We start from the raw sequence: 20,061 nt of genomic DNA on the forward strand, positions 1-20,061 counted from the left end.
TGAAACATGATGACATTAGTCAACTTTAATTTTATAGGCCACGACCATCTTCCAGGATTCTTAACCACAGGAGCGAATGGCATGGTCGGCAGTGATAGCGGGTGCGGACAAGTGCGCTGGTTTCGATCGAGCAATATGGCGGTGCTGCTGCTGGCGCTTTCTGTTCTTGCGCCGTCTTGCGGGTTCAAAGCGCTGGCCGCCGAGACGGTCGTCGATGCATCAGGGCGGACAGTCGCGACCGGTCCGGCAACCAGGATCCTGACGCTCGGTTCCGACGTTACCGAAATCGTCGATGAGCTGGGCGCCGGCGAGCGGATCATCGCCGTCGATCGTGGCAGCAAATATCCCGCTGCCGTCGCGCAAAAGCCCAATGTCGGCTATCGGCGTCAGTTGTCCGTCGAAGGCTTGGTCGCGCTTCGCCCCGATCTGATCCTGGCGGCGCAGGACAGCGGGCCGCCGGAGGCGATCGAGGTGCTGAAGTCGCTGGCGATCCCCGTCGTCTTCGTGCCGGAAGACAACAGTCCACAAGGCATCGAGCGCAAGATTACCCTGATCGCCGCAGCGCTTCGCCTTGAGGACAAGGGCAGGGAGGTTTCAAGGCGCGTGCTCGATGCCTTCCGGGCGGCCGCCGATCTCACCGCAAAAATACCGGCCGAGCGCCGCAAGAAGGTGGTGTTCTTCCACGGCCTCGTGCGGCTCAGCGCGGCCGGCGCCGGCACGGCGGCCGATGCGATCATCCGTTATGCCGGCGGCATCAATCCGATGGCTGTCGTGAAGGGCTACAAGCCGGCGTCGGAGGAGAAGCTGATCGAGATGGCGCCCGATGTCATTTTGATGATGAGCGACGGCAAGGGCGGGCCGACCGCCGAGCAGGTGTTCGGCACACGCGCGCTGAGCGCCACCCCGGCGGCGGAGACAAAGGCGCTGATCGTATTGGACGGCGCCTATATGATCGGCTTCGGCCCGCGCACCGCCGACGCGATCCGCGATCTGGCGCAGGCGCTGTATCCGGAGGTCGCGGACGCGGATTGAGGAACGCCGCTAATTTGATGATGCCGGCCTGATCTGAGTCTCCACATGGCCGCTTAATCCAGTCGGACCTCTGATTCACTGCCACTTCTCGGCCGGCGCACTGTTTTCTCAGAGGCGCTTGCCGGCCGAACAAAGTTGCCGGGCCGGCACAAACATTGGCACGATATTCTAGTCCGCCCGCTTGACCGCGAACGGCCTCTCCAGCCTATAATTCTACTAAATTCATAGACTAAGATGAATTTAGACGCCGTGGCATTCGCGACCAAGCCTAACAAGGTGAGAATGCCGCAATGCCAGACGCCCAAAGGGAGAGCATCGATGCCGAAAACCAAATCCAATCCTATCGATCTCGGCACCAGTGCCGCCGATTTCCTGCTGCCGGATGCCAACGGCGCGCTGCATCGGCTCGCCGATTTCGACGCCAAGCCGGCGCTGCTCGTTGCCTTCATCTCCAACCGCTGCCCGTTCGTCGTGCTGATCCGCGAGGCTCTCGCGGCGTTCGCCAACGACTATGCCGGCAAGGGCCTGCAAGTGGTGGCGATCAACGCCAACGACCATGAGGCGCATCCCGAGGAGACGCTGGCCAGGATCGGTGAGGAGGCGGAAAAATTCGGCTACATCTTCCCCTATCTCAAGGACGCTTCGCAGCAGACGGCGAAAGCCTATGGCGCGGCTTGCACACCCGATTTCTTCCTGTTCGGCGCCGACCGGCGGCTGGCCTATCACGGCCAGTTCGACGATGCGCGGCCGGGCAATGGCAGGCCGGTGACGGGTGCCGATCTGCGCACCGCCGTCGACGCGGTGCTGAAGGGCGAAACGCCGGCCGCCGACCAGGTGCCGTCGATCGGCTGCAACATCAAGTGGAGCGCCGGCAACGAGCCGGTCTGGTTCTCCAGGGCGGCCTGAAAGCCCGACCTGCCGCCCCTCGGCCGGCCACCAATTCCCCTTTCCGTGAGTGATCATGCCGAAGACTGCCAAAGCCGTCCGATCCGCTCCCGAAAGGCTGCACCTCGCAGCCGATGTGCTGGTGCTGGGCGGTGGTCCGTCGGCCGCCTGGGCGGCGGTCGCCGCGGCTGAGAACGGTGCGACCGTGGTGTTGGCCGACAAGGGTTATCTCGGCACCAGCGGCGCCACGGCGCCGTCGAACACCGGCACCTGGTGCGTGCCGCCGGGCGACAACAGGCATGCGGTGGTCGAGCGGCGCTGGCAGCGCACCGGCGAACTCGCCGACCAGCGCTGGATGCTGCGCTGCGTCGACACCGCCTACCGCAACCTGCTGCAACTTTCTGAGTGGGGCTATCCGTTTCCGAGCGAGGATGACGGGCGGCTCTACATCGCCAATCTGCGCGGGCCGGACTATATGCGCTTCATGCGCCGCCGGGTGCTTCTGGCCGGCGTCACCGTGCTCGATCATCATCCGGCGCTCGAACTCCTGTCCGACGGCGATGCGATCGTCGGTGCGGCCGGGGTCGGCCGCCAGGTCGAGCGCGACTGGCGCGTCGATGCCAGGGCGGTCGTGCTGGCAACCGGCGGCTGCGCCTTCCGCGAACGCATCCTCGGTTCGACCGGGCTGACCGGTGACGGCTATCTGATGGCGGCGGAAGCCGGCGCCAGCCTTTCGGGCATGGAATTCACCGGCAAATACACGCTGGCGCCGCATGGCTCGTCGCTGAACAAGGGCCTGCCGTTCCGCTGGGCCTCGTTCCACCGCGAGGACGGTTCGCCCATCCTCGGACCGACCGGTGAACCGCTGCGCAATGGCATCGGCGACCGCGAGGAAGAAGTGGCGCGTGCGCTGATCGAGGGGCCGCTCTATGCGCGGCTCGACCAGGCCGAGCCGGCGCTGCAAGGCTGGCTGCGCCAAGGCCAGCCGAATTGCTTCGTGCCTTATGACCGTGCCGGCATCGATCCCTTCAGAGACCTGTTCCGCGTCACGCTGCGCGCCGAAGGCACGGTGCGCGGCACCGGCGGCATCGATATCATCTCCGACGACTGCGCCACCGGCGTGCCCGGCCTTTATGTCGCCGGCGATGCGGCCAGCCGCGAGATCATGACCGGTGCGGTGTCGGGCGGCGGCGCCATCAATTCATCCTGGGCGCTGGCCAGCGGCTGGTGGGCGGGCAAGGGTGCCTCGACCCACGCCAGGCGCCGCGGCGGCAAGGCGTTCCGCAGCGAGGTGCAGCCGCTCGGCCAGGCCGGTCTGCGGCCGGCGGCTTCGCCGCGTGCCGATGTTTCCGCAGGCGAGGTGATAGAAGCCGTGCGCAATGAGGTCACACCGCTCGACAAGAATTTCTTCCGCAGCGACACCGGCCTGGAAAAGAGCGGCGAGCGGCTTGAGACGCTGTGGCGCGACGTGCGCGATCACCTGCAAGGCGAGGGACTGGAGCGGATCCGCACGCGCGAAGCCGCGTCGATTGCTGCCGCCGGGCGCTGGTCGATCGCTGCCGCACGTTATCGCAACGAGAGCCGCGGCATGCATCGCCGCACCGATCTGCCGGGCAAGAACCCCGCCTTCGCGCACCGGCTGGTGATCACCGGCGTTGATGATTTCCGTATCGCTGGGGCGCCCGAACGGTTGGCGGAGCTGGCGTCATGATCGAGATCGTCTCGGCCACGCGGTGCGTCGAATGCGACATCTGCGTCAAGGTCTGCCCGGCCAATGTCTTCGACGCGACGGGCGGCGTGCCGGTGGTCGCGCGGCAGGAAGACTGCCAGACCTGCTTTCTCTGCGAAATCTACTGCCCGACCGATGCGCTCTACGTGGCCGAGGTCGCCGAAGGTCCGACCGGCATCAGCGAGGCGGAGGTCGAGGCACGTCATTTGTTCGGCGGCTATGCCCGTGCGCTCGGCTGGAAGCGCGGCAAGGCCGGCGGCTCGCAGCTCGACCCGACGCACCGCATCCGCGTGGCGCAGTGAAACGATCGGAGACAGACATGGATCGCATCGTCGTCAGCGACATCAAGAAGACTTTTCAGCTCAAGCCGGGACAATCCATCACCGTCGATGGCGAGGCGACCGATCGCGTCACCGTGCTCGACGGCGTCGATCTCGCCATACGCAAGGGCGAGTTCATCACGCTGGTCGGGCCGAGCGGCTCGGGCAAATCGGTGCTGCTCGATATCATCGGCGGGCTTACGTCGGCGACCAGTGGCGGTGTCCAGCTCGATGGCAGGCGGATCACCAGGCCGGACCCGAAGACCGGCTATGTGTTCCAGCAATATGCGCTGTTTCCGTGGCGCACGGCGCTGGCCAATATCGAATATGCGCTGGAAGTGCGCGGCGTGCCCAAATCGGAGCGCACCGCCACGGCCCGCCATCTTCTGTCGCTGTTCGGCCTTGCCGGTTTCGAGGACCGCTTCCCCAACCAGCTTTCCGGCGGCATGCAGCAGCGCGTGGCGATCGCCCGGGCACTCGCCAGCAATCCGGAAGTGCTGTTGATGGACGAGCCGTTCGCCGCCCTCGATCAGCAGACGCGCGAGATCTTGCAAGGCGAGCTGCTCAGGATCTGGGGCAAGATCAAGACCACCGTGATCTTCGTCACCCATTCGATCGACGAGGCGATTTTCCTGGCCGATCGGGTCGTCGTCATGACAGCACGCCCGGGCACGGTGAAGGAGATCATCGAGATCGACCTGCCGCGGCCGCGCGACGGCGATATCCGCGCAAGTGCTGCCTTCAACGATCACCGTGCCCGCGTCTGGGACGTGCTGCGCGACGAAGTCAACAAGGCACAGAAGGATTGGACGCTGTCGCCGGCGTTCAGCCACTGAGGAGTTTTGGCATGGCCTATCTGACCGAAAAGTTCGGCCCTGCCGGCGGCTTTCATCCGTTTGCCGGAGCCGGTGAAGCGGTGGCCGCCGCCAGGGTCCCGGCAATCAAGGCCCGCAGCGCTACCCCGGCCGTCAGGCGCAGGAGAGGAGCCGGCTTCGGCACGTTCATCTACGGCCTGCCGCTGCTTGGCCTGTTCTTTCTCACCTGGGAGATCGCGCCACGGCTCGGCTGGCTGAACCGCATCTTCTTCCCGCCGCTGAGTGAGGTGCTGGTCGCGTGGTGGGATCTGCTCGCCTCGGGCGTGCTGGTCGAGCATATCGGTATCAGCCTGCAACGCGCGGCCATTGGTTTCGCGCTGGGCGTGGTCGTTGCCATCCCGCTCGGCCTGCTGATGGGGCGCTATTCGCTGTTCGAGAAGGTCTCCGATCTGCTGGTGCAGACGCTGCGCAACACTTCGCAGTTCGCGCTGCTGCCGGTGTTCATCCTTCTGCTCGGTATCGGCGAGGAATCGAAGGTGGCGATCACCTTCTACTCCTCGGTGTTCTTCCTCCTCGTCAACACGATCAGCGGCGTCAAGTCGGTCGATCCGCTGCTGATCAAGGCGGCGCGCTCGATGGGCACGTCCGACTTCGACATGTTCAGGAAAATCATCCTGCCGGCCAGCATTCCCTCGATCGTCGCCGGCGCGCGGCTCGGCGTGAAATCCTCGCTGTTCGCGGTGATCGGCGCCGAGATGCTGGCCGCCAAATCCGGTCTCGGCTTTCTCATCCAGAACTCGCAACTGATGATGGAAACGGCCGACATGTATGCCGGCATCCTGACGCTCACCGTCATCGGCCTCGTCGTCAACTACCTGCTCGTCTGGTTCGAACGCTGGGCAACCGCCTGGAAAGGCCAGTCGGAAGCCTCAATGATTTGAACCAACCAAGCAGTTCATGCCAATCAGGAAGGAATTTCAGATGCCCAGGATATCTTTCAGTGCATTACGCCGATTGCTCTTGCAGGGCGCCATAGCCGCGGCCGTCGGCGGCTCTGTCGTTGTCGCTCCCGCCTTCGCGCAGGACAAGCCCGAGGTCATCCGCATCGGCAGCACCGCACCGGGGCATCTCAAATTCATCCTCGCCCAGCAGCATGGCTGGTGGGAAAAGGAATTCGCCAAGGACGGCATCAAGGTCGAAATGGTTACCTTCAACGGCGGCTCGGAGGCGACCACCGCATTGGCGACCGGAGCGATCGAGGTCACCTATACCGGGAACAATCCAGCGCTGCGCGTCGCCGCGTCCGGCGCCGACGTCAAGCTCATCGGCGTGTCGAGCTATGTGAAGGCAGGCGGCTCCTCCATCATCGTCAAGACCGACTCGCCGCTAAAGACGCTGCAGGATCTGAAGGGCAAGAAGGTCGCTTATCTCACCGGCACGGTACGGCATTCGAATTTCAGCAAGGCGCTGAACAGCGTCGGCCTGACGACCAGCGACATCGAAGGGCTGAACCTACCCTTCGAGGCGTCAGGGCCCGCACTGCTGCGCGATGACATCGATGCCATTGTCGAGACTGACTCGACGGCGGCCAAGCTGGTCGACACCGGCGAGGCCCGCGTGCTCTACGACACCAGCACGCATCCGGAATGGAACGTGCCGAACGTCATCTCCGTCAACGGCGCCTTCGCGGCGAAATACCCCGATCTCGTCAAGCGGCTGCTGAAGGTCGATATCGAGATTTCGCGCTGGGCCGACGCGCATCCCGACGAGACGATCAAGACCTTCGTCGAGGCGACCAAATCGTCGGAAAAATCCGTCCGCAAGACCTACAGCCAGGGCCTGTTCTACCAGGATCCGAAGCTCACCGACGATGCGATCGCGGCGCTCAAGAGCGAAGAGAAGTTCATGGCCGGCGCCGGGCTTTTGAAAGGCTCGATCGATTATAGCAAATGGGTCGACAAGAGCTTTGTCGATGGTGCTTATACGGAAGTCGCCGCCGTCCAGTAGACTTAGTTGAAAATGCTGCGGGGCTGCGCCAGCCGGCGCGGCCTCTCTCTCATCCCTGAGGTTCCGTTCAGATCTCCGGGATGCTTTCCCTGAAGATCACCTGCAAGCGCGGCTGGTGCAGTTCGTAAGGCAAGCCCCTGACCGCGTGGCTCAAAGTGTTCAGGGCTTCGCGGGCCTCGACGCGCGGGTTCTGGTCGATGACCGCGTCGAGCGTTCCGTCGAGTAGAAGCTCTTTGGTGCCTTCCGTCACCTCGTGGCCGAGAAACACGGTCGATAGCGCGCGCCCGCGCTCCTTCAGCGCCCTGGCGATGCCGGTGTTGCCGGCGCCGACATTGTAGATCGCGGCCAGATCCGGATGCCGGTCCAGCAGCGCGGAGGCCTCTGAATAGGCCTTTTCCCGGTCGTCGAGCATTTCGCGCATCTCGACGATCTGCAAATTGGGCGATTCCTCCGTCAGGATGTGGCGGAAGCCCATCTCGCGCTCCTCGTGGCCGCGATAGGAGAGCGAGCCGGCGAACAACGCGACCTTGCCCGGACGATCAGTGCCCATGAAGCGGTTGAGCAGATAGCCGGCGAGGCGGCCGGCGGCACGATTGTCGATGCCGATATAGGCAACCCTCGGCACGTGCAGGATGTCGGACGCGATGGTGACGACCTTGACGCCGCTGGCCGACAGCGAGCGGATCGCTTCGCGGACGGTCGGATGGTCGAGCGCAATGACGCCGACGCCTTGCGTCTGGCCATGCAAGTCCTGCAGCAGGCGGGCGAGCCGGTCGGGATTGAAGCCTTCAATCGTGGCGACGCGCACGTCGAGATCGGGCCGCGCCTGCGCCTGCGCCTCGATATGCCGGTGCAGCATCTTGATGAAGGAATTGGTGCCGGCGGGCAGCGCGAAGTCGAGCCGCATGACGTCGCCGGGCAGCGCCGTACGTGAGTTCGGGCTGTTCGAATTTTCGGCGATGTAGCCTAACCGCTGCGCCGTTTCGAGCACGACTTCGCGGGTGCGCGCCCTGACGCCGGCGCGGTTGTTGAGCACACGGTCGACCGTGGCGGCGGAAACACCGGCTTCCCGGGCTATGTCTGTCAGGGTGGACCGCACAGTCGATCACCTCATGCTAGGCGCTACGGGCGCATCAAAATCACGGATTTAACGGACGGATGCCGGACGATGACTTCATTGCCATCCGCGATTCTGATGGGAAATGATGTATCCGGCCTTAGCCGATGCGCAAGCCGGCGCGCTACACCAAATCGCCTGGGCGGACCACAACTTGCTGGCGTGGTGCATGATTCCCTCAAATGCAAGCATCGGATGCTGTATGGTGATCTCAGCAGAATGCATTTTTCCTCCTCGATTGCGATGTTATGACGTGTTTTGATTATTTATGATGTTGACAGCCTTATCCCAGTGCCGTCAATATCCATCACGAGGGCCATGGAGGAACAAGGCCCGAGGGAGGAGTTCCAATGTCGAATTTGATCCGCATGTCGCGGCGCCGTTTGTTGGCGTCCGGTGGAAAGGCGGCAGTGCTTGTTGCCGCAGCAGGTATCGCGCCAAAATTCATCCGTCCCAGCCGCGCCTACGCCGCCGACGCACTCGCGCCGGGCATGATCGGCGGCCCCACGGGCTTCGACGGCTCGGAGCGTTATCAATATGGGCCCGACTCTCCGGAAGGCCGCGCCATCGAGGCGGCCAAGGCGATGAAGGGCGCCGGCAAGGCGCCGGCCAAGATCGTGCTCGGCCTGTCCGACGGCTCGATCGGCCAGCTGACGCAGCCGTTTCCCGCCGGCGCGCCTTCGATCAAGGATCTGTGGGAAAAGGAAACCGGCATTCCGCTCGAGATCGTCGGCGTGCCGAATGGCCAGGAATTCACCAAGACGATGCAGGACATCTCCACCAAGGGTGGGGCCTATGATATCTACGCGGTCGAATGGAACCGCCTCGGTGACCTAGCCGAAACCGGCGGCATCCTGAAGCTCGACGACTTCGTCGCCCAGCATAAGCCCGAATGGGACGACCCCGAGCGCGGCTATGTTAACGGCGCCAAGGGCGTGTCGCTGCTCAACCAGTATCGCGGCTCGACCTATGGCGTTTCGCTGGATGGCGATTTCCAGACCTGGGTCTACCGCACCGATCTGTTCGGCGACACGGCCGAGAAGAAAGCCTTCTCCGACAAGCATGGCTACGAGCTGGCGCCGCCGAAGACCTGGAAGCAGCATGACGAGATCGCGGCCTTCTTCCAGCGCCCGGACAAGGGCCTGTTCGGCTCGACCGATCTGCGCAACCAGGGCTGGGGCTACACCAACTGGTACCAGCGTTATGTCTCAATGGCTTCGCCAAATCAGTTCCTGTTCGACGACACCGGCAAGGCGCTGATCAATTCCGAGCAAGGTATCGCGGCGACCAACGAGTACATTGCATCGCTGGTCCACCATTCGCCGGATGCGATCTCGTGGGGCTGGCCGGAACAGTACGGCAATTTTGCCAAGGGCGGTGCCGCCATGACCTGCGCCTTCTCCAACCTGCCGAAATTCCTCGATAATGCCGGCAACAAGGATTCAGCTGTCACCGGCAAGATCGGCTCGATGCTGCCGCCTGGCCGCGAGATCGACGGCAAGCTGATCAGCCGTTCGGTGCTGTGGCTCAATCTGTCGGCCTCAGTCTCGTCGCAGGCCAAGAATCCGGAGGCCTGCTACCTGTTCCTGCAATGGCTCGGATCGAGCCGCATCTACGCCTGGATGACCGCCAATCCGGGTGGCTATTTCGATCCGTTCCGGCTGTCGGATTTCTCCGACCCGCTGGTCCGCCAGACCTACCACGCCTACCACATGGATGTGGTGCGCGAGACGGTCGCCCGCACGGTGCCGACCATCAACTACCCCGGTGCCACCGCCTTCCACAATGCGCTGGACGAGAACCTCGTCGCCGCGTTGACCGAGGCAAAGACCGCCGAGCAGGCGATGGCCGATACCGAGGCCGAGTGGAAGAAGATCGCGCGCCGGACCGGCGAGGAGAAGCTTCTCGAAGCCATCAAGACCAACAAGGAGGCATGGCCCACCGTTCTCGATCCGATCAGCTGATCCTCCCAGGATCGCGCCAAGGGAGGGGAGGAGTTGCTCTTCCCCTCCGCAAACGATGGTACCAGCAAAGCTGCAAGATGAAGCGTTCAATTCCTTTCGAGATATTCCGCTATGCCGCAATATCAGCGGCAATGGCGGTGACGCTGGTGCCGATCCTGTGGATGGTGTCGATGGCCTTCAAGCCGATCGCCGAATGGTCGGCGACCGGCGCTGAACTGACTTGGTGGCCGAAGAACCCGACACTCAGCAATTTCCGCTTCGTCTTCGGTGAATCGACCAACAATCTGATCGTCGCGCTCGACCGCACCGCCCTGAAGCCGATCCTGTCGTCGCTGCTGTCGGCGGTGTTCGGGACGGCGATCGCCATGTCAGCGGGCACCGCGGCGGCCTACGGGCTATCGCGCTTCGGCTCGGGCCAGAACCTGCCACTGGCGCTGATCCAGCTTCGCCTGTTTCCGCCCATGGCGGTCATGACCCCGGTGATGATCATGTGGGCCTTCCTCAACTTCACCGACAGCTGGTGGGGGCTGTCGCTGATCTACGGCATCGTCACGCTGCCTTTTGCCTTCTGGCTGATGAAGACCTTCTTCGACGACATGCCGCGCGAGATCGAGGAGGCAGCACTGGTCGAGGGCTGTTCGCGGTTGCGAGTCTTCACCCGCATCACACTACCGATGATGCGCGCGCCGCTGGCCAGCGCCGCGCTGTTTGTCTTCATCCTCAACTGGTCGGACTATCTGATCGCGCTGCTTCTGACGACGCGCGAATGGGTGACGGTTCCCGTCTACATGGCGTCGCTCTCCTCCTCGATGACCGGACAGCTCTATGGCGCCAAGGCCGCGCTCGGTATGATCGCCGCGGTGCCGCCGGTCATCATGGGCATCGCCATCCAGCGTCATCTGGTGCGCGGGCTGACGTTCGGGGCGCTCAAGCAATGAGCGCGGTGACTGCGACGATTTCGGAGGACGTGATGAAGACCGTCCAGGCAAAGCCAGCCTTGCGGGACGAAGGCGCAAAGCTCGGCTTCCGGCTGACATTGCCGGCGCAGATCCTGGTGCTGTTCATCGCGGTCTTCCCGCTGTTGATGCAGCTCTACATCAGCCTGACCGACTGGTCACCGCTTTCGGGCCTCGGCTGGTGGAGCGCCTGGTCGCTATGGAACAATTTCGCCAATTACACCGACCTTGCTGCCGATGCGCGCTTCTGGAGCGCGCTGAAGCGCACGGCCGTTGTCATGATCATCTGCGTGCCGGCGGAATTCCTGCTGGGCTTGGCGCTCGCCACGCTGTTTGCCGACGAGTTTCCGGGCAAACGGATCTTCTACTCGATCCTGTTGATGCCGATGATGGTGGTGCCGGCGGTGGCCGGCTACATGTTCTTCATGCTGTTCCAGTCGGGCGGTCCGGTGAACGACATCCTGTCGGCGATATCAGGCTTTCCCGTCACCATCGCCTGGCTTTCGGACCCGACGCTGGCGCTCATCGCCGTCATGGTTGCCGATATCTGGCAGTGGACGCCGCTGATGTTCCTCATCCTGCTTGCCGGCCTGGTCGGCGTGCCCGAGGACCAGATCAAGGCGGCGACGCTACTCGGCGCCAATCCCTGGCAGCGCTTCGTCACCATCGTGCTGCCGAAGATGAAGACTATCATAATCATCGCGCTGGCGATCAGGATGATCGAGAACTTCAAGATATTCGACACGCTCTACATCATGACCGGCGGCGGCCCCGGTGTCGCCACCGAGACGATCTCCGTCTACATCTACAAGCTCACCACGCAGGACCTGATCTGGGGCTATGTCGCGGCGATCGCGCTGGCGATCCTGATCGTGCTGTCCATCGCCGCGGTCTTTGCCATGAAGCGCATGGCCCGGGCACGCGAGGTGACGGCATGAGCGCCATCCATCTGCAGAACCTGGTCAAGAAATTCGGCGACTTCACCGCGCTGAAGACGATGGACTTGGCCATCGCTGATGGCGAGTTCATGGCGCTGCTCGGGCCGTCCGGCTGCGGCAAGTCGACAACGATGAACATGATCGCCGGGATGGAAGAGCCGACGGGTGGCAAGATCCTGTTTGGCGAGCGCGACATGGCCGGCGTGCCGATGGGGCGGCGCGGCGTCGGCTTCGTCTTCCAGAACTATGCGATCTTCACGCATATGACCGTGCGACAGAACCTTGCCTACGGCCCAAAAATGCGCGGCGCGCCAAAGGCCGAGATCGATCGCCGCGTCGGCGCCATTGCCGAGATGCTGCAACTGACGCCGCTGCTCGACCGCAAGGCCGACCGGCTGTCGGTCAACATCTTGCAGCGTGTGGCGATCGGCCGTTCGGCGATCATGGAGCCAGCGATCTTTCTGCTCGACGAGCCGCTGTCCAACGTCGACGCAGCCTTCCGGGCGGTCATGCGCACCGAGCTGAAGCAGTTGCAGCGCCAGTTCAAGCAAACCATGGTCTATGTCACCCACGATCAGCTCGAGGCCATGACCATGGCCGACCGCATCGCTGTGATGGACCATGGCGTGCTGCAGCAGGTCGGCACGCCGCTCGAGGTCTACAACAATCCGGCCAATGTTTTCGTCGCCCGCTTCATCGGCGCGCCGGGTATGAACCTGCTCAAGGGCAGGCCAGCCGAAAGCGACCGTGGTCTGGTCGTCGATCTCGGGCCGCTAGGCGCGACACCGCCGCTGCCGGCCGAAATCGCCGCCGTCGTGCGGCGGGCGCAGGGCGATGTGCTTTACGGATTCCGACCGGAACAGGCTACGCTGGTTGAAGGCGGCCAAGGTCTCTCCTTGCCAGTGACTTTCGTCGAGCGCATCGGCGCGCGCACCATCGTGCATCTCGGCCTGGGCGAGAGCGCAGTGAAGGCGGTGTTCGACAATGATGTCGGGCTGGCGATCGGGCAGACAGCGGTCGTCGCGCCTGCCGCGCAGTCGGTGCGCGTCTTCGACGCCGCCACCGGCCTTGCCATGAAAGTGGGCTAAGACCATGGCCGATATAGTCTTCCGCAATGTGACGAAACGCTACGGCAACACGCTCGCCGTCGACGACGCCTCGTTCACGGTCAACGACAATGAGTTCTTCTGCTTCTTCGGCCCGCCGCTTTCGGGCAAGTCGACAATATTGCGTCTGGTGCTTGGACTGGAAACACCTGACGCCGGCGAGATCCTGATCGGCGGCAGGCCAGTCAACACCGTGTCGCCGGCCGAGCGTAACATCGCCATGGTGTTCCAGAACCTGGCGCTGTTTCCGCATATGAGCGCGCGCGACAATGTCCGTTTTCCCCTGGTCGAACGCCGGGTCGCCGAGGCCGATATAGAAAGGCGTGTCGCCGATGTCGCGGCCAAGCTGCATATCGGCCACATCCTGCACAAGCCGCCGGCGCAGCTTTCGGGCGGCGAGCGGCAGCGCGTGGCGATCGCCCGCGCGCTGGTGCGCGATCCCAATGCCTATCTGATGGACGATCCAATCTCGGCGCTTGACGCCCGGCTGCGCGAGGAGACGCGCGTCGAGCTGAAGCGCATCCAGCGCGAGCTCGGCAAGACGCTGATCTATGTCACCCACGACCAGGAAGAGGCGATGTCGGTCGCCGACCGCATCGCCATCCTGGAGAACGGCAAAATCAGGCAGATCGGCGCGCCGGCCGAGATTTACGACCGCCCAGCCAGCACCTATGTGGCGCGGCTGCTCGGTTCGCCGATGATGAATATCTTGAAGTCGGTGCGCGGCGAGGGCGGCGTCGAGGCGGCCGAAGGCGCGATCCGTATCGCGGACAAGGCTGCTCCGGCCGACGCCGTCGAGATCGGACTCAGACCGGAAGACATCAAGGTCCGGCCCTGGCTGGACGGGGAAATATCGGACGGGCGCGCGGATCGCCCGGCGCGGGTGTTCGAGGTCGAGCCGCTCGGCGGCTATACCGTGGTGACGCTCGCTGCCGGGCAGGCGCGCCTCAGAGCGCTGCTGCGCGGCCAGCCGGATATCAGGCCGGACGCCATGGTGGCGATATCCTGCGAGCCCGCCCGCGTGCATTATTTCGGACAGGGCGGGGGAGCGCTGGCACGATGACGGCGGCCGCAAGAAAAGAGCTTCGGGAGGAAAAGATGGCGAGCAAAAGCTTCGAGCCGGACGTAAAGGTTCGCACGAAAGAATACAGGATCGGCTGCGTCGGCGCCGGCATGATCATGGCCGAATGCCATCTTGCCGCCTATCACGAAGCCGGTTTTTCGGTGGTTGCGATCGCCTCGCGGACCAAAGCCAGCGCCGAGAAGGTCGCCAAGCGCTGGAGCATCCCGACCGTCCACGACACGCCGGAACAGCTCATCGAGGATAAAAATGTCGAGATCATCGACCTTGCCTTTCCGCCCGACCAGCAGCCGGCGCTGATCCGCCATGCGCTGAAGCAGAAGCACATCAAGGCGATCCTGGCGCAGAAGCCGCTGGCGCTGTCGCTCAAGGATGCGATCGAGTTGCGCGACGAGGCGGCCAAGGCCGGCAAGATCCTCTCGGTCAACCAGAACATGCGCTACGACCAGTCGATGCGCGTGCTGAAACAGATCATGGACAGCGGCGCGCTGGGCGACATCGTCTTCGCGCAGATCGACATGCATGCAATCCCGCACTGGCAGAGCTTTCTCGAGGACTATGACCGGCTGACGCTCGCCAATATGAGCGTCCACCATCTCGACGTGCTGCGCTTCCTGTTCGGCGATCCCCTGGAGATCACCACGCTGACCCGTAAGGATCCGCGCACCCGCTTCGACCATTCCGACGGCATCACCGTGTCGACGATGCGGTTCCCGTCAGGCGTGCTCGCCGTGTCGCTGGAGGACGTCTGGTCCGGCCCACGCCAGGACGGCTACAAGGACGACCAGCATATCAACTGGCGCGTCGACGGCACCAAGGGCGTCGCCAAGGGCACGATCGGCTGGCCAACGGGTTCTGCCTCGACGCTGACCTATGCCTCGACCGAGACCACCGGCGGCGAATGGGTGACGCCAAGCTGGGACACGATGTGGTTCCCGCATGCCTTCATCGGTGTGATGGAGCAGCTCCAGCACGCGGTGAAGACCGGTGAGCCGCCGGCGCTCTCGGTCGCCGACAACGTCAAGACCATGGCGCTGATCGAAGCCGGCTACCGCTCGATCGACGAAGGCCGCACGGTCAAGCTTTCCGAAATCTCGACAAACTCAATCAACTGAATTACTTACAGGGAGGACTTCATATCATGATGCAGGCAGGTATTTTCACGGGCTATTTCCCGTACAGCCTCAAGGAAACCGCGCAGAAGATCCGCGCGCTCGATTTCAACACGGTGCAGCTCGACCTGCATTTCAGGGATGTCGACCTGTCGGCCGGGCAGATCACCAAGGACAAGGCCCGGGCTGTTCGCGACGTCTTCCGCGACCACAATCTGCCGGTGTGCTGCGTGTCGGGCTACACCAACATCATCCATCCGGACAGAGCGGAGCGCGAGAAGCGCGTCGGCTATCTCAAGGAGATCATCCGCAGTGCCCGCGATTTCGGTTCACCTTACGTGATCTCGGAAACCGGCACCTACAACACCGAGTCCGATTGGGTACACCATCCCAAGAACAAGACCGAGGAAGGCTTCGAGGAATGCCGCAAGGTCATCGCCGACCTTGCCCAGACCGCTTACGACCACGGCGCGGTCTTCCTGCTCGAAACCTATGTCAACAATGTCGTCGGTTCGGTCGAGGAGACGGTGAAGATGTTCGCGCAGGTCGACCATCCCGGCCTCGGCCTGTTGATGGATCCGACCAACTATTTCGAAACCCATAACATCGACAGGATGGACCAGATCCTGAACCAGGTGTTCGACACACTGACCGACAAGATCAAGATCGCACACGCCAAGGACGTCAAGCGATCGGGCGGCGACAAGTCGGAGAAGCACGCCGATATCGGCGACGAGGACGCGCTGGAGAGCCACACGTTCCGTGGTGTCGGCGAGATCGAGCTGCCGGCGCCCGGCCTCGGTTCGCTGAACTACGACCTCTATCTGCAGCGGCTTGCCGAAAAGCACCCGAACATCCCGGTCATTATCGAGCATCTCTCGGAAGACGACGTGCCGCGCGCCAAGAAATTCCTCGACGGCAAGTTCCGCGCCAACGGCCTCTGATAGGAGTCCTGCGTCGCCGCTATGCGGCGGCGCTTTCCACCGGGAGGAAATATAATGGAGGAAGCGAAAATGTTGAAATTCGGATTGAAACTGGCGGCGGCCGCGACTTTGTTTGCAGGGATAGGGTTGGGCTCGCCGGCATTCGCACAGGACGGCCAGAAGACGTTCTATCTCCTGTCGCATGGCGGCCCGTCGGATGCCTTCTGGCTCGACTGGAATGCCGGCGCCACCAAGGCCTGCGACCAGCTCAAGGTGACCTGCAAGATCTCCTTCAGCGGCGGCGACATGGCGGTGCAGAAGGAGGCGTTCAACTCAGCGCTCGCGGCCAAGCCCGACGGCATCGCCACGACTTCGGCGCAGCCCGGCCTGTGGACGGAGGAGGTCAAGGCGGCCAAGGCCGCCGGCATCCCGATCGTGTTCTTCAACACCGATGATCCGGCAACCGGGCGGCAGGCCTATGTCGGCGCCGATCTCAAGGAAGCCGGAGCCATTTGGGCCAAGTACCTGGTCGACAACAAGATGGTGAAGCAGGGCGACAAGGTGTTCCTACCGGTGGAAGTGCCTGGAGCCAGCTATCAGCAGCTCGAGACCGAAGGTATCGCCAGCGTGTTCGATCCGCTTGGCATCAAATATGACGTGGTCGATTGCGGCACCGATCCAGCCGGCATCATCGCCAAGATGACCGACTATATGGTGGCAAACAATCCGCCGGCGATCATTGCGCTCGGCGATTCCGTCGCGGCCAGCATCAAGCGGGTGTTCGACGGCGCCGGCGTGCCGGCCGGCAAGATCCCGGTCGTCGGCTGGGGCAATTCCAAGGAAACCGCGGAAGCCGTCAAGGCCGGCTTCGTCAACGCGGCCGCCTGGCAGTTCCCGTCGGCGCAAGGCTTTATGCCGGTCGCGCTGCTCGGTCTCGCCGCCTCGGGCGAACCGATCGGCTACGACATCCACACTTTCAGCCTCTACGACGCGACAAGCGTCGAGCCGATCCTGAAACTCTACAACAAGTGATGGAAATTGACGTCCGCCGCGCAGGCGGCGGACGTCGCTCCAAGGTATGGTTCAAGCAGTCATGACAATTGCCGCTGAAGAGGAAATGCCCGGGGCCAACCGCAGGTCGAGCCTGATCCGCTCGCCGCAATTCTCCTCGCTCGTCATCCTCGTCGTGCTGCTGGTGGTGTTCGCCGTCGCCGACGCCAATTTTCTATCGCCGCTCAACATCTCTAACATGATGGCGTTCCTGCCCGAACTCGGCATCATCGCCCTCGGCATGACGTTGCTTCTGACGGCGGGCGAGTTCGACCTTTCGATCGGCGCCGTGTTCGGTCTGGCGCCGGTTGTTGTCATGCTGCTGGTGCAGAGCGGCCAGGTTGACATCGGCGTGGCGCTGCTGGCCGGGCTCTTGCTGTGCGTGGCGATCGGGGCCATCAACGGGATGATCGTTACCAAGATCGGTATCTCCTCCTTCCTGGTGACGCTGTCGATGCTGCTCGTGGTGCGCGGGGCAGCGCTCTACATCACGCAAGGCTTCCCGCTGAAGTCCTGGGACCAGCCCGGCTTCTTCGTGACGCTGCTGGCCGGTAGTTTCAACGTCGGCTCGTTCCGGTTCTACACCTCACTGTGGTGGTTCGTCGGCCTGTCGTTGCTGGCCATCTACGTGCTGCACTACGCCAAGCTCGGCAACTGGATCAGCGCCATCGGCAGCAATCGCAACGCGGCGGTGGCGCGCGGCGTGCCGGCCGATGCGGTCAAGATCTGGCTGTTCATCCTGACCTCGGTGCTGGCGGGTCTGGCCGGGATGATCAGCGCCTTCCGCATCTCGGCTGCGTCGCCGGTGGCCGGCACCGGCTACGAGCTGGAAGTTATCGCCATGGTGGTGGTCGGCGGCACGGCGCTGACCGGCGGGCGCGGCACGATCCTGGGCACGATCGTCGGCGCGCTGATGCTGCGCGCCATTCGCAACGGCATTGTGCTGATCGGCGTGCCGGGGCTCGCCTACAACATCTTCGTCGGCGTCATCATCCTCGCCATGCTCATCCTGCACGCTTTGCTGCAGAAGAAAGCCGCCAGGAGCTGATGATGGAAGTGCTTCGGCTGCAGAATCTGCAAAAATCCTTCGGCAGCGTCCGCGCCCTGAAGAGCGCCTCCTTCACACTCAATGAGGGCGAGGTGGTGGCCTTGCTCGGCGACAATGGCGCCGGCAAATCCACCCTCATCAAGGCGATCTCCGGCGTGTTTCCCGTCGACCGCGGTGACATCTATGTGCGCGGCCAGAAGGTTTCGATCCGCTCGACGCGCGACGCGATGGATCTCGGCATCGAGACCATCCACCAGGATACGTCGCTGGCGCCGGATCTCAGCATCGCGCGCAATCTGTTTCTCGGTCGCGAGCCGGTCAATCTCAAATGGTTGGGCGTGTTCGCGCCGCTCGACCTCGCCAAGTTGCGCGACGCCGCCTCGGCGCTTTTGAAGCGCGTTGGCATCTCGAAAAAGCTCGACGCCGATGCGCTGGTCAGCACGCTGTCGGGTGGCGAGCGCCAGTCGATCGCCATTTCGCGGGCCATGCAGTTCGCCGCCAAGGTCATCATCCTCGACGAGCCGACCAATAATCTCGGTGTCGAGGAAACACATGGCGTGCTGCGCTTCGTCAAGGAGGTCCGCGCAGCCGGTCATTCGGTGCTTTTGATCACCCACAATATCCACCATGTCTTCCAGGTCGCCGACCGCATCATCGTCATGCGTCGCGGCGAGATTGTCGCCGAGCAGACGGTCGCCGATACCGACCTGTTGACTGTGGAAAGCATCATCACCGGAGCCGACATGTCGGCCCTGCTCAAGGAGACGAGAGCAAAGTGAAGGAACTGGCCGTCATATGGTAGAGCTTTACGGCAAGACGCTTTCGCGCCGGCAGGTTTCGGAGCGCTCGGGCATGCTGTCGCAATTCGCCGGCGTGCGGCTGATGACGCTCAGCGACGGCGTCGAGCGCGGCATCCGCATGCTCGAATTCCGCACCGGCTCGGGATTGCGCTTCACCGCGCTCGTCGACCGGGCGCTCGATATAGCCGACTGCGACTTCAAGGGACAGGCGATTGGCTGGCATTCGCCGAGCGGCTTTCGCCATCCCGGTCTGCACGAATACGAAGGCGAGGAGGGGCTGGCTTGGGCCCGGTCGTTTTCCGGCCTGCTGCTCACCTGCGGTCTCGATCATATTCTGTTCATGAACGAGGTGCCGGCCGACACCTACAATTATCCGCCGAAGAAGACGGTGCGCCATTCGCTGCATGGCCGCGTCAGCACCATTCCGGCGCGATTGACCGGTTATGGCGAGGCCTGGGACGGCGACCGCTGCGTGCTGTGGGCCGAGGCCATCGTCCAGCAGTCGACAGTGTTCGGCGAGGACCTGCATCTGCTGCGGCGGATCGAGGCCGATGTCGGCGGCAACGAGATCCGGCTATCGGACCGGGTGGTCAATCACGGCTTCAACCGCACGCCACATATGTACTTCTACCACATCAATGTCAGCCATCCGGTGCTCGACGAAGGGTCGCGCTACCTGGCGCCGATCCGGGACGTGGTGTGGGCCGGGCATGCCGGTGAGCGCTACGAGGCGCAGAAGGTCGGCTATCGCACCGTGCCGGCGCCGCAATTGGGTTTCAAGGAACAGGTCTGGCAGCACGAACTTGGCGCCGACGCCAAGGGCGACGTGCCGGTTGCGGTGGTCAACGACCGTCTTGGCCTCGGCCTTGAAGTCGTTACCCGCAAGGACCAGTTGCCTTGTGCCTATGAGTGGCAGAATTTCCAGGCTGGGCAGTATGCGCTGGGTATCGAGCCGTCGACGCACCATGTGCTCGGCAATCTGGCCGCGCGCGAACGCGGCGAGATGATCTGGCTGGAGCATGGCGAGAGCCGCTCCTACAATGCGGTGTTCCGGATTCTTGACGGCGCTGGCGAGATTGCGGCGGCCGAAAGCCGGATTGCTGACATCGCCAGGCAGCCGCAACAGGATTATCCGCAGCCGTCAGGCAATTTTCCGGTACTCGGAGGCAGGTCGTGAT

The 20,061-nt window shown here is 63.3% G+C and carries 19 protein-coding genes; 18 read left to right on the forward strand and 1 reads right to left on the reverse strand.

Translation table 11 applies throughout. The features are described 5' to 3' along the window. Positions 1-81 precede the first annotated feature (81 nt). From EN885_RS12965 to EN885_RS12995, 7 genes are all read left to right on the forward strand, one after another. Complete coding sequence (locus EN885_RS12965) at positions 82-1,032, forward strand: ABC transporter substrate-binding protein (protein WP_128243947.1); 951 nt, start codon at positions 82-84, stop codon at positions 1,030-1,032. Between the two features lie 318 nt (positions 1,033-1,350). Then, on the forward strand, positions 1,351-1,938 hold the full coding sequence (locus EN885_RS12970) for a thioredoxin family protein (RefSeq protein ID WP_128243948.1): 588 nt from the start codon (positions 1,351-1,353) through the stop codon (positions 1,936-1,938). A gap of 55 nt (positions 1,939-1,993) precedes the next feature. Continuing rightward, on the forward strand, positions 1,994-3,628 hold the full coding sequence (locus EN885_RS12975) for an FAD-binding protein (RefSeq protein ID WP_128243949.1): 1,635 nt from the start codon (positions 1,994-1,996) through the stop codon (positions 3,626-3,628). Beyond that, on the forward strand, positions 3,625-3,948 hold the full coding sequence (locus EN885_RS12980) for a ferredoxin family protein (protein ID WP_126105794.1): 324 nt from the start codon (positions 3,625-3,627) through the stop codon (positions 3,946-3,948). The genes EN885_RS12975 and EN885_RS12980 overlap by 4 nt, the downstream gene beginning before the upstream one ends. Before the next feature lie 17 nt (positions 3,949-3,965). Continuing rightward, complete coding sequence (locus tag EN885_RS12985; RefSeq protein ID WP_126105795.1) at positions 3,966-4,802, forward strand: ABC transporter ATP-binding protein; 837 nt, start codon at positions 3,966-3,968, stop codon at positions 4,800-4,802. A gap of 11 nt (positions 4,803-4,813) precedes the next feature. Next, positions 4,814-5,722 (forward strand): ABC transporter permease, encoded by a 909-nt coding sequence (locus EN885_RS12990; protein ID WP_095482649.1) that lies wholly within the window; start codon positions 4,814-4,816, stop codon positions 5,720-5,722. A 40-nt stretch (positions 5,723-5,762) separates the two neighbouring features. Then, positions 5,763-6,788, forward strand: coding sequence for an aliphatic sulfonate ABC transporter substrate-binding protein (locus EN885_RS12995; protein WP_128243950.1), 1,026 nt, complete (start codon positions 5,763-5,765; stop codon positions 6,786-6,788). A gap of 67 nt (positions 6,789-6,855) precedes the next feature. On the opposite strand, the gene EN885_RS13000 is transcribed toward EN885_RS12995, so the two are convergent. Further along, positions 6,856-7,887: a LacI family DNA-binding transcriptional regulator gene (locus EN885_RS13000; protein ID WP_095482648.1), complete on the reverse strand. Its 1,032-nt coding sequence runs from the start codon at positions 7,885-7,887 to the stop codon at positions 6,856-6,858. A gap of 368 nt (positions 7,888-8,255) precedes the next feature. On the opposite strand from EN885_RS13000, the gene EN885_RS13005 reads away from it, so the two are divergent. The 11 genes from EN885_RS13005 (at position 8,256) to EN885_RS13055 (ending at position 20,060) form a co-directional block, all read left to right on the forward strand. Continuing rightward, positions 8,256-9,869, forward strand: coding sequence for an extracellular solute-binding protein (locus EN885_RS13005; protein ID WP_128243951.1), 1,614 nt, complete (start codon positions 8,256-8,258; stop codon positions 9,867-9,869). A gap of 77 nt (positions 9,870-9,946) precedes the next feature. Further along, the gene (locus tag EN885_RS13010) at positions 9,947-10,807 is read left to right on the forward strand and encodes a carbohydrate ABC transporter permease (protein WP_128243952.1); all 861 of its coding nucleotides are present in this window, start codon (positions 9,947-9,949) and stop codon (positions 10,805-10,807) included. Continuing rightward, positions 10,804-11,763, forward strand: coding sequence for a sugar ABC transporter permease (locus tag EN885_RS13015; protein ID WP_127293440.1), 960 nt, complete (start codon positions 10,804-10,806; stop codon positions 11,761-11,763). Before EN885_RS13010 ends, EN885_RS13015 begins: the two co-directional genes overlap by 4 nt. Then, a complete protein-coding gene (locus EN885_RS13020; RefSeq protein ID WP_128243953.1) occupies positions 11,760-12,851 on the forward strand; it encodes an ABC transporter ATP-binding protein in 1,092 nt (363 codons plus the stop codon). The genes EN885_RS13015 and EN885_RS13020 overlap by 4 nt, the downstream gene beginning before the upstream one ends. A gap of 4 nt (positions 12,852-12,855) precedes the next feature. Further along, a complete protein-coding gene (locus tag EN885_RS13025; RefSeq protein ID WP_128243954.1) occupies positions 12,856-13,932 on the forward strand; it encodes an ABC transporter ATP-binding protein in 1,077 nt (358 codons plus the stop codon). A 35-nt stretch (positions 13,933-13,967) separates the two neighbouring features. After that, complete coding sequence (locus EN885_RS13030) at positions 13,968-15,065, forward strand: Gfo/Idh/MocA family oxidoreductase (protein WP_128243955.1); 1,098 nt, start codon at positions 13,968-13,970, stop codon at positions 15,063-15,065. A 26-nt stretch (positions 15,066-15,091) separates the two neighbouring features. Beyond that, positions 15,092-16,006: a sugar phosphate isomerase/epimerase gene (locus EN885_RS13035; protein ID WP_128243956.1), complete on the forward strand. Its 915-nt coding sequence runs from the start codon at positions 15,092-15,094 to the stop codon at positions 16,004-16,006. 69 nt (positions 16,007-16,075) lie between these two features. Next, positions 16,076-17,017, forward strand: coding sequence for a substrate-binding domain-containing protein (locus EN885_RS13040; RefSeq protein WP_128243957.1), 942 nt, complete (start codon positions 16,076-16,078; stop codon positions 17,015-17,017). 61 nt (positions 17,018-17,078) lie between these two features. After that, complete coding sequence (locus tag EN885_RS13045; RefSeq protein ID WP_245493074.1) at positions 17,079-18,083, forward strand: ABC transporter permease; 1,005 nt, start codon at positions 17,079-17,081, stop codon at positions 18,081-18,083. Between the two features lie 2 nt (positions 18,084-18,085). Beyond that, positions 18,086-18,862: an ATP-binding cassette domain-containing protein gene (locus EN885_RS13050; protein WP_095493126.1), complete on the forward strand. Its 777-nt coding sequence runs from the start codon at positions 18,086-18,088 to the stop codon at positions 18,860-18,862. A 16-nt stretch (positions 18,863-18,878) separates the two neighbouring features. Beyond that, complete coding sequence (locus tag EN885_RS13055) at positions 18,879-20,060, forward strand: aldose 1-epimerase family protein (RefSeq protein WP_128243959.1); 1,182 nt, start codon at positions 18,879-18,881, stop codon at positions 20,058-20,060. Position 20,061 lies beyond the last annotated feature (1 nt).

Origin of the sequence: Mesorhizobium sp. M6A.T.Cr.TU.014.01.1.1 (genome assembly GCF_004022765.1) — a bacterium.
GTDB classification, from domain to species: domain Bacteria; phylum Pseudomonadota; class Alphaproteobacteria; order Rhizobiales; family Rhizobiaceae; genus Mesorhizobium; species Mesorhizobium mediterraneum.

Excerpts from the sequence above, each read along its gene's own strand:
- EN885_RS12985 (WP_126105795.1), top strand. The coding sequence starts at position 3,966 with ATGGATCGCATCGTCGTCAGCGACATCAAGAAGACTTTTCAGCTCAAG.
- EN885_RS13010 (WP_128243952.1), top strand. The coding sequence starts at position 9,947 with ATGAAGCGTTCAATTCCTTTCGAGATATTCCGCTATGCCGCAATATCA.
- EN885_RS13020 (WP_128243953.1), top strand. The coding sequence starts at position 11,760 with ATGAGCGCCATCCATCTGCAGAACCTGGTCAAGAAATTCGGCGACTTC.
- EN885_RS12965 (WP_128243947.1), top strand. The coding sequence starts at position 82 with ATGGTCGGCAGTGATAGCGGGTGCGGACAAGTGCGCTGGTTTCGATCG.
- EN885_RS13040 (WP_128243957.1), top strand. The coding sequence starts at position 16,076 with ATGTTGAAATTCGGATTGAAACTGGCGGCGGCCGCGACTTTGTTTGCA.
- EN885_RS12980 (WP_126105794.1), top strand. The coding sequence starts at position 3,625 with ATGATCGAGATCGTCTCGGCCACGCGGTGCGTCGAATGCGACATCTGC.
- EN885_RS13045 (WP_245493074.1), top strand. The coding sequence starts at position 17,079 with ATGACAATTGCCGCTGAAGAGGAAATGCCCGGGGCCAACCGCAGGTCG.
- EN885_RS13015 (WP_127293440.1), top strand. The coding sequence starts at position 10,804 with ATGAGCGCGGTGACTGCGACGATTTCGGAGGACGTGATGAAGACCGTC.
- EN885_RS13035 (WP_128243956.1), top strand. The coding sequence starts at position 15,092 with ATGATGCAGGCAGGTATTTTCACGGGCTATTTCCCGTACAGCCTCAAG.
- EN885_RS13050 (WP_095493126.1), top strand. The coding sequence starts at position 18,086 with ATGGAAGTGCTTCGGCTGCAGAATCTGCAAAAATCCTTCGGCAGCGTC.
- EN885_RS12975 (WP_128243949.1), top strand. The coding sequence starts at position 1,994 with ATGCCGAAGACTGCCAAAGCCGTCCGATCCGCTCCCGAAAGGCTGCAC.
- EN885_RS13030 (WP_128243955.1), top strand. The coding sequence starts at position 13,968 with ATGGCGAGCAAAAGCTTCGAGCCGGACGTAAAGGTTCGCACGAAAGAA.
- EN885_RS13025 (WP_128243954.1), top strand. The coding sequence starts at position 12,856 with ATGGCCGATATAGTCTTCCGCAATGTGACGAAACGCTACGGCAACACG.
- EN885_RS13005 (WP_128243951.1), top strand. The coding sequence starts at position 8,256 with ATGTCGAATTTGATCCGCATGTCGCGGCGCCGTTTGTTGGCGTCCGGT.
- EN885_RS12990 (WP_095482649.1), top strand. The coding sequence starts at position 4,814 with ATGGCCTATCTGACCGAAAAGTTCGGCCCTGCCGGCGGCTTTCATCCG.
- EN885_RS12995 (WP_128243950.1), top strand. The coding sequence starts at position 5,763 with ATGCCCAGGATATCTTTCAGTGCATTACGCCGATTGCTCTTGCAGGGC.
- EN885_RS13055 (WP_128243959.1), top strand. The coding sequence starts at position 18,879 with ATGGTAGAGCTTTACGGCAAGACGCTTTCGCGCCGGCAGGTTTCGGAG.
- EN885_RS12970 (WP_128243948.1), top strand. The coding sequence starts at position 1,351 with ATGCCGAAAACCAAATCCAATCCTATCGATCTCGGCACCAGTGCCGCC.